We start from the raw sequence: 15447 nt of genomic DNA on the forward strand, positions 1-15447 counted from the left end.
TGGGGTCGAACCATACCAACGAAGGCACCAGAGAATGATTTCAGGAGCAAAGTGTTTCCATTTAAATTCGGGGTTGGTCATTGAGTCGCTGGATGAAATGAGGAAAGAAGCGATTCTGAGCCCAGGCTGAATTATTTGCAACAAAGCCTTCAATTTACATACATAATAGAGGAACACTCCCTTGTTTCTCATCTCAGCTCTGGCGAACAACCCCCTTGTTTTTGATAATCAAGGGGGGATTTACCGACTTAAGCTTTTTCTGCATAACGGCTTTTTATGATGGCTTCTATCTCATCAATGAGGTCTTTTTCAATTCGATTAAACTCGAATTTCACCATACGTCCATCAGAATTAGTCGACTTACGAACTTTTTTATCCTTGCTATCAAATGTAACAATATCAACGGTATCCCACTGGGATTTACCAGAACTGCCTTTGATTTTAGCTTCAAGATGTTCCATGGTTTTAAGCAACTGAACTTGGCGTTCTTCTACCGAAGAATCACTTTCAAAATTCACCTCTTTTATTGCTTCGTCGACAAACACGGATGGCCTACGGAAGTGCTTGGTCAATGTTTTCTCGATGCGCGAGAGGATCGCGTAAAATGAGTTAGGGATCCCTTCGCAGTCTGGAAAAGCATCAATAAACACCTCGGAAACCTTATAAGCTTGCAGTAGTTTTCTAACCGTTTCCCGCCCCATATCTAGCAAGTCAGCGAGTTCGTTAACTTTCATCTCTTTCGCATTGTCTTCAAGCTCTGTTGCTTCAAGCATCATTGCACGGCCACGCTCTCGGTATGAATGAGCCTTCTGCATAACTGCACTGGATATCAACCGGCGGATATCTTTCTTGGTCGCACTGCCAACCGGAAGCACCCAGACAGGGTAGGGCTGCTCCGTTTCGATACCACACCAACGACGAACGCTACCCTCAATGATCTCGATGGTTGTATTATCGTCAGACCATATCCCCACACAGTCCGTATCGATGCCGTTCTCTCGGATATCATCGATAACCTTTCTCACGGCATCCAAACACAGTGCTTTCTGGTTGCGTGGATTTAGCTTATGGGCTCGGGTTTTGGTTTCAATCTCCGCAGCGGGAATGACATGGTATGTCGCGGCAACCTTGCCAGACTCCAGCGTAAATAGCTTAGTCTTTGGGGCCCCTGCAAGCTGGGCGCTCGACCCAAGCTTATTCGATTGTGTCACTTGACCAAAGCCCGCTTTATTCCCACCAAGCAAGTCTGCTTTTGTTGTTTGTCGTCCAAATTTATTCATCTAAGCACCCTATCAACTGTTGACTTGCTTGGTGGAGTTAGCTTTGATTTCACGGATAACTTGGCGGTAGACCGCGTTAACTGAATGATTAGTTTCATCATATTTTCTAGCCGAGACACGTTTCTCCGCCTTGGCCACATCTAATGCGGTTCGGTTCAATGAAGATGCGGCAACAATCAACTCAGAATGCACAATGTAGGATGACAATAACCGGTCTTGGACTGTACGGCTTAGTTTATCGATGGTATCGCGTTCGGGTTTACTCTTTTCGTCATGATTAACGACTAGCACCCGGCTCCATAGAAGGTTCTTGCCCTCAGAAGGCAATGATGAAAAACGAGTGCTGGTTGTTAGGAGATAGTTAGTTGTTGAAGCGTAATCATATTCCCTTGGGGACATAGTGATAAGCAAAAACTCCAATGCCTCATTAGCCACCCAAATCAACGGGGATTCCTGCGGTGGGGTATCGATAATGATAAGATCATACTGCTCTTTCAAGACAGGGATCACCTCCGTAGCTAACCTATTGATCATCTGTACCTTTACTTCTTCACTTTCAGCCTGCCAGAAAAGATCATGAAAGCGCTCGTCGGTCGAGAAAGCAGGCATGACATCCAAGTTGGGAAGATGTGTGTTGAATGTAGCGTTGAGGATGATGTCGCGGTCAGTGTATCCGGCATTTCTCAGCGAGGCGTACTCCCCTTCCGATTCAAATTTTCCAAGGATGATATCGACGGTAGTTAGGTAAATGGAATCTTCATCCACTTGGCCACTAATCATCCCTTGTCCAAGTGTTCCCTGCGGGTCTAAGTCAATTAACAACACACGAGCATTTGTGTCTAAATCAAGCGCGGCAGCAACTGCCATCAATGCGCTAGTTGTGGATTTACCTGTCCCGCCTTTCTGGTTTTCCACTGCAACAACACGAGGCTCGTAGTTATCCCTGTAGGTAGGCATTTCCCAATGATCCAATAGGGTATGGATATGCGTTCGGGTATATAAATGCTGCTTATTCTGGTAGATAGGCTCAGGGATAACACCATCATCAATCGCTTGCTGCACACGATTCTGAAAAGTGACAGGAGCAAGCCGAGTAAATTCACGGAATGCTTTTTTATTAAGGCAATGGTTGTAGACCAGGCGATCCATACCGTCGACTTCATCATCGGACACTGACACGGAAGTTTGCTGTGCAATGAGTTCCTTTCGGCTCAATTGCTCCTGCTGCATATTCGATGCAATTTGTTTAAGGCGTTCCACTTCTGTCATTTTTTTATTATCCCTGATATTAATTTAATATCATAATAATCAACAAGTGAAATGATTGCAACAAAAAAATATCAATATCGTTTCACCTTTCAATTTTTGTGACAAGTGGCTTTAACTATTGAAATGCCATGAAACACATACTGCAAACCGGAACCAAAACAGGGACTGTTAAACAAAGACCGAGAAGCCTTTCATCCTATTAGGGGGAGAATGCTGTGTTGTAAATATTTGCGATATAATTTCACTAGACAAATCGATTGGAGGCTAATTTGTCCTCATATAATTTGATAATTCAGAAATTTAAAATCAAACACGGATATAACATAGGGAGCGGAGTAGGTGGGTTTACTTAGAAACAAGAGATGAGCCAACTCTCAGGGGAGCATAGAAAATTGGGTATCGCAAACTTGCCTTGGGTTAGTTACCTTGAAAAGAACATCAATTGATAAAAAATTAAAGTTTGTTTGGCGAACAACCCCCTTGTTTTTACTAGACGACGTTTACGTCCCAAGCCATTTATCGATAAGTTAAGATGTAATAAGCATTGCGTAAAAGGCTATCACTCCATTCGATCTGCCAGTGGCCAGGGCGATTAGTAGGTAACTGGCTCCCTGGTCATTTCCTTTTTAATACTTTTCGCCTGTTATAAGATCGCTTTGGCCTGAGTCGAGCTGAATTTAATGTTTCCGCATACTGTCGGCCTGTTCTGGTTAACTGCCACATACTTTCGTTTTCTCTGGCATTAACATTGAGTGCTTTTTCTGTATTAGGCTGATAAACCAGGTAACCATTTTCAGCCAAAGTTCTCAACGACACTAAAAAGTGATTCCGAGAGAGTTCTTTGCAAAGGGAAAGCTCCACTTTCTTACGCAAATAACTAGTATTAACCGGCATATGTAAGCCATGGTTCATCTCGATAAAGTGTATAGTCAGCATGGCATTTTTCTGCTGAGCACTAATTCGAATACTTGTCACAATTCACTCCTTATTCGTACCCATACGTTTAAGAAGTAAATTATATATCTATCCTTATTCGTATTGATACGATTAAGCGCACATTTTGGATAGCGTCCTTCTCTATATGTTATACGTCATCAGTTGATAATCGACACTAGACGTAGTTGCTTGCTGGAAGGGCACCATTCCCACTCAGATTGGTCATAAAAGATACCAACCCAGTCTATTAAACAGGCTCTCATACAGGATAAAATAGAGTTAACTTTTAATGATATAGGAAAGCATATGATTGTAATCAGAACGGATACAGGTATTACCAAGCTGAAGTCATGGGAAGAAGTGGAAAGCAGACCGAACTACATGTCTAACCACACGCCAAATGACGCCAAGTTGCTGAGCATTTCAGGCTACTATAAATTTGAAGGAAAGCCGATCTCGTGCTCATTAAGCAGTTGCCATACCGCACACGGCAAAGGATACCTGGTTCGTTTGAGTGATGGAAAAGAAATAAATATTGGTCACAAATGTGGAAAAGACCTTTTCGAGGTCGAGTTTGAAACAATGACCAAAGATTTTCGCGATTTCGCGAATGGCGAAGAATATAAGGCTGTCATTCTCCAGGCAAAAGGCTTAACCAGACAATGGATGGATGCCTTAGATACCATGCTTGATGCTCCAGGGGGAGCAAAATGGGCCAACGCTCACCTTAGAACTCTAACTACTCGCTTTGCCAATACAGCAGTGATGAAATCTCTGACCGACATGAAAAGAAACCGCTCCCCTCATATAATGGTTAACCGCAAGCTTACCAATAAGTGGGAAATCGAACAGCGCCAGGCAACAAACCCGGGGATGACCTGGGAGGAGGCATGCTGGGTTAGGGAGTCCAGTGGTACCATCAACGGTTTGCCCGCCCTTTATCTCGAGAACGACCTCCAAGAGCTTTTCATCAAACAGGCCAAGAGAAATATCGAGGAAATTGACAATTTCGACATTCTAAAGATGCCGCTGTCACAACTCCGCACGATGAGCAAACAAGCCAATGACATACCTATCTTGCTGGAACGATGCGAGCAGGCGCTCCAGATTGCAATACAGTTTCTGCGGCCAGCGAACCTCCGGGGTCTCCGACGCGTCATATCTAAACCGGACGAAAACGAGCAGTTCATTAACTACCTCAAAGAACTAGAAAGCAAATAATAGTCAATCTCTCCCCTTGCAGCAGGTAGGTTCATGCAGGGGGAAATTCTGTCTACTCGACCACCGACAAGACAGATATGAAAAAGGCCGCTATTCGCGACCTTTGAGAATTCAGTTTACGGGGGTTATGTACGAAAATACAAAACCCAATACATCAAGCAACGCGAACATTAGGAAGAGCTGTAATGTTTACAGGTTTTTCCATATTCTCAGCCTCCCAAGTATCAAGTTTGGCCTGCATACTAATCCAAATAGCCACACCGGTACCTGTTGCTTCAGCTAGACGCCTAGCCATAGCATGAGAACATTTCGCTTTCCCGTTAACAAACTCACTCAAAGCCTTTCGGGTTACACCCAAGTGCTTCGCTGCTGACGTTATAGATATCCCTCTTTCATCTAAAATCGTGAATTTGAAAAATTCACCCGGATGTGAAGGTTTTCTAGTCTGTCTCATTTCATCTCCCAAATTCTCAGCCATAACAGGAAGAGAATCATGCCACTGACCGTTAAGAATCAGTGGCTTTTATATTATGTAATAAAACTAACGGGCTTTTATTTGTTTACCATGGTAATCAACATAATCGAGCAATACTGCACCATCATCTTTGATTTGAAACGTTATTCGCCAATTGCCGTTAATTTCAATACTGTAAACCCCTTCACCCGAACCTTTCTTTTCTGAAAACTGACCTCCATATAGTGCCTTGAGATCTATCGGATGGTGCGAGGCATCAATTGCATCTAATACAAATCCAATTTTTTGGATATGATTGGCATTTAAACCTTTCGAATTACCCTTGTAAAAGAAATTTTTAAGCCCTTTATGTGTAAAACTTTTAATTGCCAACGTAAATTCTCCCAAATGTGAATGCGCAATACTCTTAATAAATTCATGTGCTTATCCTTTGATTATTTTTTTGTTATCAAATAATACATGCCAAGCTATTGAATTTATTTACTCATTCATGAGGTGCATCACATAGGGCAGTCATTTGCAACACACAAATAGTAACCCGTAACGTTACAGGTGTCAATTTATTTCTGCGAATAGCCCTCTCACAGAATCACTCGTTCCGTGATTTTATAGAACACATCAACACGTTTGTGTTGGTGTGCCACCCAAAGTGAAGTGCTACAACTAATGCCTAGAACGGAACACTCCTACGTAACTTTGGCGGGTTCTTTGGTATGGCGTTTGCCCCCCCCCAGAAAGTTTGAGGAAGGGGCACTATAAGCACAAAAAAATAAATAAACTTATGTTGCTGCTCTTTTTACCTCTCAAGGTATGCTTCTTAAAGACGAATGGTTAAGCACTCATTCGTTCGTCACTAGATAGAACATAAAAAGTCAGCAAACAGCTGATAACAGAGGAGAATTAGCAAGGGAATAGGCCCCCTTGCTAGTTCAAGTGAAACCCAACGCAAGATTGGAAGCTGTGCGTGGTCTGTAGCAGACTTAATAGTATAGCACTGTTAGCCAATCAGCTAATTAAGAGAAACAGTATGACGGTATCTATAACAGATCTAGATGGACTCATTTCACTCATGACACCTATATTCCTAGCTGGATACTGGCTTGGGAGTGTGTCAGAAAAAATCAAAAGCCATAAAACACCCTCACAATAATGGGGACGTTTAGAGGTTTCAAATATGAAAGGTCGCCAGTGGGCGGCCTTGCTCCTATCGTGCGTAACACAATAATAGCAGGAGAGCACGATCACACCGGATGTAAAAGGATATGCCTCTGACAGGTTGATACATTGGTTTCTTTTAACTCAGCCAGGAAGAGTTGTGATTCATTAATGTAATCAATCAAACTTTCTGACCGTTCTGACTCTATCAGCAAGGATACTGGCGCGACCTGTTTGCCGTTGGCCTCAAAGCAGTTGACCAGGTGGTCCTGCAAGACATAAATGACCTCGGTTTCGGCCTTGGCCGACTCATCAAACAACCTCGAATCAAATCCATGCTCCTTTAACAAGATATTGAGTAAATCATACAAGCGCTGGGCATCATTGGTCCTGGACTGATGCTCTAATGCCATGATGTTCAGTTCGTTGAGCTTCGCCTCCAGATCACCGTCTATACCCTGGCCGGCTAAGACCATGCGCTTAATCTCACCTTTAATTGGCTTGTAGCAGGGCTGTTTAATTTTCGGCTTAAGATATTTGCACAAGAGGGCATTACGTTTTTCGAGAGGAACGAACCGATCACTGAGCGATACCTGGTTGTATAGGTGCAGCAAACTATTTTCAATGACCTCAGACAGAAGCTGATGATAAAGCGCTTTAGACAAAACAGGCAATGCTCGCAATGAAGAAACAGAAAGATGTACTGTATATGAGGGTATCCCCCATGAAAATCAACCCAGCATAATTAGAAACAACGTGAACAGGAGAAAAGTTGTACTTTTGGCACTTTCGCATCAAAAACCACCGCAAATAAGAACCGGATTTTTGTTAACAAATTAGCTACAAATAAAACAGATGATCCAGGCTTGGAAAAGATGATCTTTCGGGAAGTTTGACAGGCATTTTGAACGAAAGGGATCGGCGTGGTGCGTTATGTGGTTGTTATGTTGAATCGGCCACGAACGAGCGTGATCATGTAACGGCCAGAGCCAAGAAAGGCCGCCTGTAGGCGACCTTGCAGAGTTCGGTTAGCGGCGTTCTATAACCTTAATATCAGCATCGATCGTAAACTCCGCCATTTTTATCACTTTGCCGTGATACACAGGAACCCAAACACGACCATCTTCAAAGTTAGGATAACCAACTACCTCACATACAACTTCTACTTCTTCAGTTTTAGTTTCATCCCAAAAACAACAAACAATTTTCCACCCAATCATTAGAATCACTCCTGATTTTAGATAATTAAACAATACGCAATCATACGCTTATATATTTTCGAGTCGAATCAGTAGTGAACAGGCTTGAACGTGTAACTACTAGGAAGTGAAACCAAGATCTCTTTCCTGCTTGGTATCAAGCAACCAAGCTGGCTTGGTGACTTGCTTGCAAACAGAAAAAACACCTTGCTACCCGTAAAACAACAAATCCAACTTTGTAGGGGAGCAGCCCCCCTATAATCAGTACAAAAAAGGCTGCCAATTGGCGACCTTTAAGAGCTAAGATTTGTAAGCCTTAATCAAAAAGCCAATCGCATTAATTAACCCTGTAATTACCGAGACCACAGCTAAGAATTCAGATAGGTCAAACATATTCATTTTCAATCTCCTTGTGTAAAAATCATCTAGCAAGGAAGCTGGGGCACAAAATGCCGTCAGAATTTACTCAATGTGTATTTACAAAAAAGATCTAAGGAAGAAGGAAAATTTAATTTTTTTTAATGGGTTCAGAACGCAAGGCACAAAGCCGTTATGAAATATCTTGGTAGTCATTATGCCTATTATGTTAAGCGAGACGGATTTCGTGAAAAATTGCTGACGCGCTGCGCTTGCCGGACGAGTCCCCGGATTCAATGAAGACTCGCACCGGCTCGTATTGCTCGAATCCCGTCACTCATCTTGGAATCGAACATTGGCTAATTGCTGTAGTTTGCACCATAAGCCTTATTTTCCCTAATTCATGACATAAATTGCAGTATAAGCTGACATAGTCATTTAATTTCGTTAGGCAATAACATTTCTTTTCTGATGGGCAGTTCTAGCGTGTTGATTGAGCTGTTTATTCCAGCTCAGATCTGCCCCTTTTCGCGTTAACGTAATTACTCAGTAGCCGATCGCGCCAGCAGATTTGCCTTATTTTTCTTTATATCAGGCTTTCAGTTGGTGATGCTCGGAAACTCCCAATATCGCGCATTGCGCAACAAACTACGTCTGACTCACATTTGCATACCTACGCAACTGAGGATTAAATTAAGCGTGGAAACAATGCATTAAGAGATATCTTTCCACACCAATATTACTGTTTTTTTATACAGTGATCACGGAATTTACTATCACACAGGATTATGCTACGGCCCGTCTCAGTTGATTTAGAGGAGTATGAGCATGCTAGGCATTAAGCGTGGTGACGTAAATGAGGAATGGGCACATTCAGGCTATGTTGTAGCTGGAGATATTATGTATCTTGGTTACTGTGTTGGGAATGTTGGAAAAACGGTAGAAGAGCAGATAAACGGGGCATTTGATGATATGGAAAGGAAGTTACAAATGGAGGGGCTCACACTTGACCATGTCGTTAAAATAGATGTGCTTTTCAGGGATGTTTGGGAAATTCCACTGCTAGAGAAAGTAATCAAAGAACGGTTTAAAAATGGTTATCCCGCAAGAAAAACTATTTCAACAGAATTCGCTCATAAAGGTGGAAAAGATGGGTTGCATGTGCAGATCGATGGTATAGCGTATATAGGTAAATAAATTTAAATTAATATGGGCATACTAAGAGCATGGTTGTATCCCTGTCATGCTCACTTTTGTCCAGTACAGAGCTAGCTGGCGTGACTACCTCATATCTGCCCCAATACGAGTTAACATATTTACTCAGTATCAGATCACACCAGCCGTTTTGCCATACTTTTGATTATATCAGACGACCATGTTCTGACGTTTGGTAACTCCCAATACCGAGCAAAAAATCTTGTTACACAATATGTATCGCGATGCATTTCTGAAAGAGAGGCTGGCTCATTTTGAGAGAGTTTCTTGCTCGTGTTACCAAACACACTGACCTGCTTCTGACTTGAAATTTTGTTATCGAAATCAGCATATTGAAGAGTCTTTTCAAGTAATATGAACTCAGTTTACTTGTCGGAGTGGCACATGACCAATTCTATTAATATAAAAGGTGTTACAAGTTATCACCCTACCGAAGCACAACGTATTGACATATCAAAAAATAACACTTTCATTTTCGGATTAAATGGTACTGGAAAGTCAACAATTTCAAATTTTCTGTACGATCAGGTGGCCTATCCTAGCTGCTCACTGGTTATTGATGGTAACTATACGCCTATTGTTTACAATCAAGCTTTTGTGGAAGAAAATTTCGTTAAAAATCATGAGCAAGCTGGTGTGTTTACTTTAAGTAAAGACAATGCAGATATAGAACGAAAAATATCGAACAAGTCCAAACTTAGAGAAAAGCTAGCTACAGCTTATCGAACTACAGACGCTGAACTTGCAAAGGCAAATAATCGTATAAAAGAAGAAAACGCAAAGGCAGTTAAAGAAATTTATAAGAAAAAGGAAAAAATACAAGGAACAGCTCTTGAGCCATTTTTGACAGGCTTTAAAACGCCAAAACTTAAATTTTATGAGCAGGTCAAAAAGCAGACAGAAACTGAAGGTGTATCTATTGAAGCTCTGGCAAAGGAGTTACAAGAGCTGAATAAATATGATGGTAAACCGCCATCCAAAGTCTATCTTCCCCATTATCCGACAATTTCTGATGAAGATATTGTGTTACTTTCTCAACCAATAATCGGTTCTTCTAGCAGTCAACTTTCAGATTTTATAAGTGAATTAGATAATCAAGGTTGGGTGAAACTTGGTAAAGACTTGTACCTCAATGATGGGCAGACGAGATGCCCTTTCTGTCAAAAAAATACAATTGATGACTCATTTCAACAAGAATTGATGAAACTGTTTGATAAGACATACGAGGGGAATCTGGATAAGATTGTAAGAATAGAATCAACCTACAAAGACGGCATTGAAACTTACATTGAAGAGCTTAAAGCAGCCTTCACAGGTTGTTCTGTTTATGATCCCGTGCAGCATGATGCATTACCACTTATTGAGCTTCTGGAGAGCGAATTCCTTAACAATCTAGCTATCATTTCTTCTAAGGTCAAAAACCCCGCTATTAGCGTTGAGCTAGGTAGCACTGATAAACGATTAGCTCCTATCAATGGATTAACCAGTCAACTTAATGAAACAGTTTCAGCTATTGAAGCAAGAACAAATAAGTTTCGTGAGACTAAAGGCAACATCGAAACAAGAATGTGGAAAGCACTCAAGCATCAGTCTCAAGACATCTTATCGTTAGAGGAACAAGCCAATGACAAAATCCGTAAAGAAATTGCAGCTCTTGATGCACGTCTAAGCCGAATAAAAGCAATTGGCCAAACTGTCAGAAATAAAATTAATGATCTTCGCTCACAGACATCCAACATAGATGAAACGATAGACAGAATAAACGACAACCTAAAATATTTAGGTGTGACAGGTTTTGAGATAGTTAAATCAAACGCCCATGAAAACAACAACTTTTTCATGTTAAGTCGTGGAGCTAATTCAGGTGAAGGAATATTTAAATCACTAAGTGAAGGAGAAAAAACGCTAATCACGTTCTTATATTATATTGAAAAGTGTAACGGGAGCATGAGCAAAGACAGTGAAGTACCTGACTCTGAAAAGCTTATTGTGATTGATGACCCAATTTCTAGCCTGTCGCAAAATTACATCTATGACATAGCTTCACTAATTCAATCAAAGATAATCAAAGGCAATAGATTCAAAAAAGTAGTTATTCTTACTCATAGTCTATTTTTCTACCATGAACTTTTGAAACTAGCCCCTCGAAATCAAGAGAAATTTCAAGCTAAGTACGGCCTCTATCTAGTTAGCAAGAATGAGTATTCTCAAATATCAACTTTGGAACCGAAAGAGCTGAAAAATGACTATCAGTCTTTATGGCATATTTTGAAAGATGTAGTTAATTCGAAGACTGATCCTGTGATCTTACCGAATGTAATGCGAAATATACTTGAGTATTACTTTGGGTTCGTCCACAAAAAAGACCAACTCAGTGACATTCTCAACAAATTGGCCGAAAACGAACCGAATCAAGGTTTCAAGTCTTTTTATCGTTATATCAATCGTGAATCTCACTCAGACCCAACCAATATTGGGTTCATGATGGATGTACAACCACAGATCTATCTGGACAGATTTAAGAGTGTTTTTGTAGAGAGTAATGATGTGGCGCATTATGAATGCATGATGCAATAAGATGAAGTTGTTACCACCGAGGTATTCATGACTTAGCGTCTAGGAAGCGAGCGACGGTGCTTACACACAGTCTCAAGCTTGCCTAGACGAAAGCGAGTGTACTCACATACTTCTACAACTTTCATGGGCAATCTCTCCACGTTGTGCCTGTGCTTGCCACAGACAGCCTCATCACACAATGTAATAAGCTACTTTGGTTCAGTAGGCTGGAGAATTACCTAAGTGGTAACACTTGAGATAGTAATATGAATACTGTTACTTGTAAACTTATGATTGATAAACCTTTCTAAGTAATCTAAATGTGCCCAATGATGAATCAATAGTTGCCATACCAGAGAAGAGCCCCTGAGGTTATCCGATAAATACCATGCTCTAACACACATCTTGACCCAGAGGCGTGCCAGCGGAGATTTGCTAACACGAATCTGCCCGTGCGACCTGAGGTCGTATGAAGCGTTGTTCACCACGATAAGAGTGAACCATCTGTATCACCAGATGACCCTAGGATTCTGAATAAAGCAGCGAATCCGACAATGTAACGAAACTCGGCCGTTAGGTTGAGTGGGAACTGAATCGTGAGAGGACGTTCCTCCTGAAAACCACAATTCGGGTAAGTGCTAGGGTGTCAGTATGATGAACGTATGTGAATCCATTTAAGGTGCGTTATACGATGAAGCAGCGGAAGTGGTTAATACGCTGTGGCCAAAATGGCAATGAGAGTCGGAAAGGAGTTGGGCAGTGCCCTTTCGTGATCGTTGTGCTCTCCGCACTAGAGTGGGCATCTAACCTGACATTTACGCGACATACGGAACAGGGTAAGCCTGAATATCTCCCTATGGAAAGTGGTCTGCGAAGGTCACCGATAGGTATGCAGGTAAAGGAGGTTAGAGAAAGCGAAAGCCGCCTTGTAATGAGGCGGATACAGGTTTGTATCTGGCGCGAAAGCGAGCTGACTTCTAACTGGTCTCCCGTTGCAAGATGATTTGAAGAACTTTATTTAGGGGGAAAAGCAAATGATGACTTCATCTGAAGTTAGTGCCTCTCCTAGCGGCACACAATGGCAATCCATTGACTGGAAAGCCATTGAATCGCATGTTTTAAAGCTTCAAATGCGCATTGCAAAAGCAACCCGAGAGGGAAAACACAGTAAAGTTAAAGCTTTGCAGTGGATTTTAACACACTCCAGAGCAGCAAAACTTCTTGCCGTTAAACGAGTGTCCCAAAATAAAGGCAGTACCACACCTGGAATTGACGGGGTCATCTGGAACACAGATGCACGTCGAATAGCCGCGGTAAATCAATTGAGTCGGAAAGGTTATCGAGCTGAACCACTCAGACGCATTTATATCCCGAAGAAGAACGGCAAACTCAGACCACTAGGGATCCCATGTATGATAGATAGGGCGCAACAAGCGCTATATCTTCTTGCGTTGGAACCTATTTCTGAAACGTTAGCCGATCCAAACAGCTACGGTTTTCGCCCTAATCGCAGTACAGCTGATGCTATTGCACAATGCTTCAAATGCTTGTGTCTAAAGCGTTCAGGTCGCTGGGTTTTGGAGGGTGATATTAAGGCTTGCTTTGATAAGATCGGGCACGAATGGCTAATTGAAAATATCCAATTAGACAAACGGATGCTGAAGCAATGGCTTAACTCTGGCTTCATCGATAAAGGCTTGTTCTATCGTACATCGGAAGGTACACCGCAAGGCGGTATTATCTCCCCAACTCTTATGCTATTGACTCTTGCAGGCTTAGAAAAGCTTGTAAAGGAAGTGGCTAGGAAAACTGGCGATAGAGTTAATTTCATTGGTTATGCTGATGACTTCGTGATAACAGGGACATCGGAAGAAGTCCTTACAAACGAAGTTAAGCCACTACTTATTGATTTTCTAAAAGAAAGAGGCTTAACGCTCTCTGAAGAGAAAACGCACATAACTCATATCAATGATGGCTTTGATTTCCTTGGTTTCAACCTAAGGAAGTACAAAGGAAAACTACTCATTAAACCGAGTAAGAGCAACGTACTATCATTCTTGAGTAACCTACGTGAACTCATCAAGAAGCACGCAACCATGACGGTCAATGATCTCATCAGATTGTTGAATCCAAAACTGAAAGGTTGGGCGAATTACTATCGTCACTGTGTGGCAAAGCGTACTTTTGGCTATCTAGGTCATAAAATCTTTTGGTTATTGTGGCGATGGTCTGTTAGACGTCACCCAACCAAATCAAAAGACTGGGTTAGGCGTAAATACTACATGAATCGTAGCGGTGGCTGGCAATTTCATGGTTGGCAGAAAATTGCCAATATGGACTGTCACTACAATTTGGTTCAAATCGCTAAAACGCCAATTAAAAGGCATGTGAAAATCAGGAATGCAGCAACACCGTTCGATCCTCAATACCAAGATTACTTGGCTAAGAGGAAACCGAAAAAGGAAAGCCGTCACGCTTGGTTTGATCCTGCTTTAACTGCTATTTAGGTTGCTGGGTAACGTAATACGCCTTAGTGGAGGCTTGAGCCGTATGCAGTGAAAGTTGCACGTACGGTTCTTAGGAGGGCGGCACTTGGTAACGAGTGTCGCCTATCCGACCGAAATCGTTTAGGGCAACTATTCTTTTCTATTTATTGCCCGTGCGTTTGCCCAACTAAAAGTTATCCAAATTCAGCAAAAATTGAAATTATGCCAAACAGAGCAATTTAACCCATTAACTTTTACCTAACCTACTGATTTTATGTTGAAGCCTAAAAGGAAAGACCGCATCATATACCCATGAAATGCAGCTATGCGCCGTGTAGAAAGAGTTATGCGCTATGGAGAAAAGAAGAAAACATGAGCTTATATGAAAGTAGTCCGCCAGCTTTAAAGCCGTCATTTGTGTGTCACGTAGATATGCTTGGCTATTCGCAACTATGTGAAAATGCGATTAAGTCTGATTCAAGCAATGAGTTTTTAAACAGAATCCGTACAGCTTTGAACAACGCATACGAGCGAGTTCGAGAACGGTCTAGAACATTTAGTGAACGCAATCTTTTTGAAATTAAAATATTCACTGACAATATTGTTGTAGGCTATCCCGTAACGAGTTTTGAACAAACTCAAGGTGAAGGTGAGCTGGGACACATTTTTGACGTGTTTTCTGAGTTTCAGTTGGGGCTTGCTATGGAGGGCTTCCTCGTTCGAGGTGGAATCGCATTTGGTCAACACTACATGGATGATGAGATTGTCTTCGGTGATGCTTTGATCGAAGCTGTTAAGCAAGATAAAAATGGTGGTGCGCCTAAGGTCTCACTAGCTCCTACCGCTGTTCAGGTTTTACGTCGTCATTTAGGTTTCTACTCTGACCCTGATTGGGCACCACAGAGTTATGATTTGCTCCAAGATACTGATGGCTCAGTTTTCATTAATTACTTGCAAGGTGCTTTTGTTGCCTTTCCTGAAGGTGGTATTTATTTTGAAGTTTTCAAAAAGCATAAGGAAACTGTAGTTGCAGGTTTAAGTGAGTATTGTGGTATTCCAAGTGTGAGGGCCAAGTATGAATGGGCGGCTAGGTATCATAATTCGGTCATTGATAATTTCCTTGTACACAACCCGCTCCCAACAAGCCCTGATGCGGATGAATTATATGCGGCTGCCGCAGTCGAGGCGCAAGGTTTAATTAACTATAAAATAGACATTGAGTCTTACGCGGCAGTTCCAGGGAAACTGTCTTTAGTGCCTATTCCGCCCCAACCACGCACATAATAAACATTTTAAGA

General features: G+C 41.8%; 12 protein-coding genes and 1 pseudogene. 5 read left to right on the plus strand and 8 right to left on the minus strand.

The genetic code is table 11. The annotated features are described in order from the left end of the window. The 4 genes and pseudogenes from EDI28_RS24755 to EDI28_RS24770 form a co-directional block, all read right to left on the minus strand. Window positions 1-81 (minus strand): annotated as a pseudogene (locus EDI28_RS24755) (IS6 family transposase); the annotation flags it as partial. Between the two features lie 167 nt (window positions 82-248). Then, a complete protein-coding gene (locus EDI28_RS24760) occupies window positions 249-1280 on the minus strand; it encodes a ParB family protein (protein WP_128786535.1) in 1032 nt (343 codons plus the stop codon). A gap of 12 nt (window positions 1281-1292) precedes the next feature. Then, window positions 1293-2549, minus strand: coding sequence for a ParA family protein (locus tag EDI28_RS24765; protein WP_128786536.1), 1257 nt, complete (start codon window positions 2547-2549; stop codon window positions 1293-1295). Window positions 2550-3164: 615 nt separating this feature from the next. Continuing rightward, window positions 3165-3524 (minus strand): hypothetical protein, encoded by a 360-nt coding sequence (locus EDI28_RS24770; RefSeq protein WP_233353503.1) that lies wholly within the window; start codon window positions 3522-3524, stop codon window positions 3165-3167. Between the two features lie 267 nt (window positions 3525-3791). Between EDI28_RS24770 and EDI28_RS24775 the strand changes: the two genes are divergently transcribed. Beyond that, window positions 3792-4706 (plus strand): hypothetical protein, encoded by a 915-nt coding sequence (locus EDI28_RS24775; RefSeq protein ID WP_128786537.1) that lies wholly within the window; start codon window positions 3792-3794, stop codon window positions 4704-4706. A gap of 154 nt (window positions 4707-4860) precedes the next feature. Here EDI28_RS24775 and EDI28_RS24780 read toward each other — a convergent pair whose 3' ends face one another. From EDI28_RS24780 to EDI28_RS24795, 4 genes are all read right to left on the minus strand, one after another. Next, window positions 4861-5160 carry a HigA family addiction module antitoxin gene (locus EDI28_RS24780; protein ID WP_128786538.1) on the minus strand — a complete coding sequence of 100 codons (300 nt, stop codon included), beginning with the start codon at window positions 5158-5160 and terminating at the stop codon, window positions 4861-4863. A gap of 87 nt (window positions 5161-5247) precedes the next feature. Then, window positions 5248-5553, minus strand: coding sequence for a type II toxin-antitoxin system RelE/ParE family toxin (locus tag EDI28_RS24785; protein ID WP_128786539.1), 306 nt, complete (start codon window positions 5551-5553; stop codon window positions 5248-5250). 869 nt (window positions 5554-6422) lie between these two features. Continuing rightward, window positions 6423-7001 (minus strand): DUF2913 family protein, encoded by a 579-nt coding sequence (locus EDI28_RS24790; protein WP_128786540.1) that lies wholly within the window; start codon window positions 6999-7001, stop codon window positions 6423-6425. Window positions 7002-7364: 363 nt separating this feature from the next. Continuing rightward, a complete protein-coding gene (locus EDI28_RS24795; protein WP_128786541.1) occupies window positions 7365-7556 on the minus strand; it encodes a hypothetical protein in 192 nt (63 codons plus the stop codon). Window positions 7557-8720: 1164 nt separating this feature from the next. Between EDI28_RS24795 and EDI28_RS24800 the strand changes: the two genes are divergently transcribed. The 4 genes from EDI28_RS24800 (at window position 8721) to EDI28_RS24815 (ending at window position 15433) form a co-directional block, all read left to right on the plus strand. After that, window positions 8721-9089: a RidA family protein gene (locus tag EDI28_RS24800; protein ID WP_128786542.1), complete on the plus strand. Its 369-nt coding sequence runs from the start codon at window positions 8721-8723 to the stop codon at window positions 9087-9089. Window positions 9090-9491: 402 nt separating this feature from the next. Continuing rightward, the gene (locus tag EDI28_RS24805) at window positions 9492-11684 is read left to right on the plus strand and encodes an AAA family ATPase (protein WP_128786543.1); all 2193 of its coding nucleotides are present in this window, start codon (window positions 9492-9494) and stop codon (window positions 11682-11684) included. A 1013-nt stretch (window positions 11685-12697) separates the two neighbouring features. Continuing rightward, the gene (gene ltrA / locus EDI28_RS24810) at window positions 12698-14170 is read left to right on the plus strand and encodes a group II intron reverse transcriptase/maturase (protein WP_128786544.1); all 1473 of its coding nucleotides are present in this window, start codon (window positions 12698-12700) and stop codon (window positions 14168-14170) included. A 351-nt stretch (window positions 14171-14521) separates the two neighbouring features. Next, window positions 14522-15433, plus strand: a complete 912-nt coding sequence (locus tag EDI28_RS24815) for a hypothetical protein (protein WP_128786545.1) — start codon at window positions 14522-14524, stop codon at window positions 15431-15433. Window positions 15434-15447: the final 14 nt, after the last annotated feature.

The sequence above is a fragment of the Photobacterium chitinilyticum genome, assembly GCF_004104355.1.
GTDB classification, from domain to species: Bacteria; Pseudomonadota; Gammaproteobacteria; order Enterobacterales; family Vibrionaceae; genus Photobacterium; species Photobacterium chitinilyticum.

Excerpts from the sequence above, each read along its gene's own strand:
- EDI28_RS24760 (WP_128786535.1), bottom strand. The coding sequence starts at position 1,280 with ATGAATAAATTTGGACGACAAACAACAAAAGCAGACTTGCTTGGTGGG.
- EDI28_RS24765 (WP_128786536.1), bottom strand. The coding sequence starts at position 2,549 with ATGACAGAAGTGGAACGCCTTAAACAAATTGCATCGAATATGCAGCAG.
- EDI28_RS24775 (WP_128786537.1), top strand. The coding sequence starts at position 3,792 with ATGATTGTAATCAGAACGGATACAGGTATTACCAAGCTGAAGTCATGG.
- EDI28_RS24780 (WP_128786538.1), bottom strand. The coding sequence starts at position 5,160 with ATGAGACAGACTAGAAAACCTTCACATCCGGGTGAATTTTTCAAATTC.
- EDI28_RS24795 (WP_128786541.1), bottom strand. The coding sequence starts at position 7,556 with ATGATTGGGTGGAAAATTGTTTGTTGTTTTTGGGATGAAACTAAAACT.
- EDI28_RS24800 (WP_128786542.1), top strand. The coding sequence starts at position 8,721 with ATGCTAGGCATTAAGCGTGGTGACGTAAATGAGGAATGGGCACATTCA.
- EDI28_RS24805 (WP_128786543.1), top strand. The coding sequence starts at position 9,492 with ATGACCAATTCTATTAATATAAAAGGTGTTACAAGTTATCACCCTACC.
- ltrA (WP_128786544.1), top strand. The coding sequence starts at position 12,698 with ATGATGACTTCATCTGAAGTTAGTGCCTCTCCTAGCGGCACACAATGG.
- EDI28_RS24815 (WP_128786545.1), top strand. The coding sequence starts at position 14,522 with ATGAGCTTATATGAAAGTAGTCCGCCAGCTTTAAAGCCGTCATTTGTG.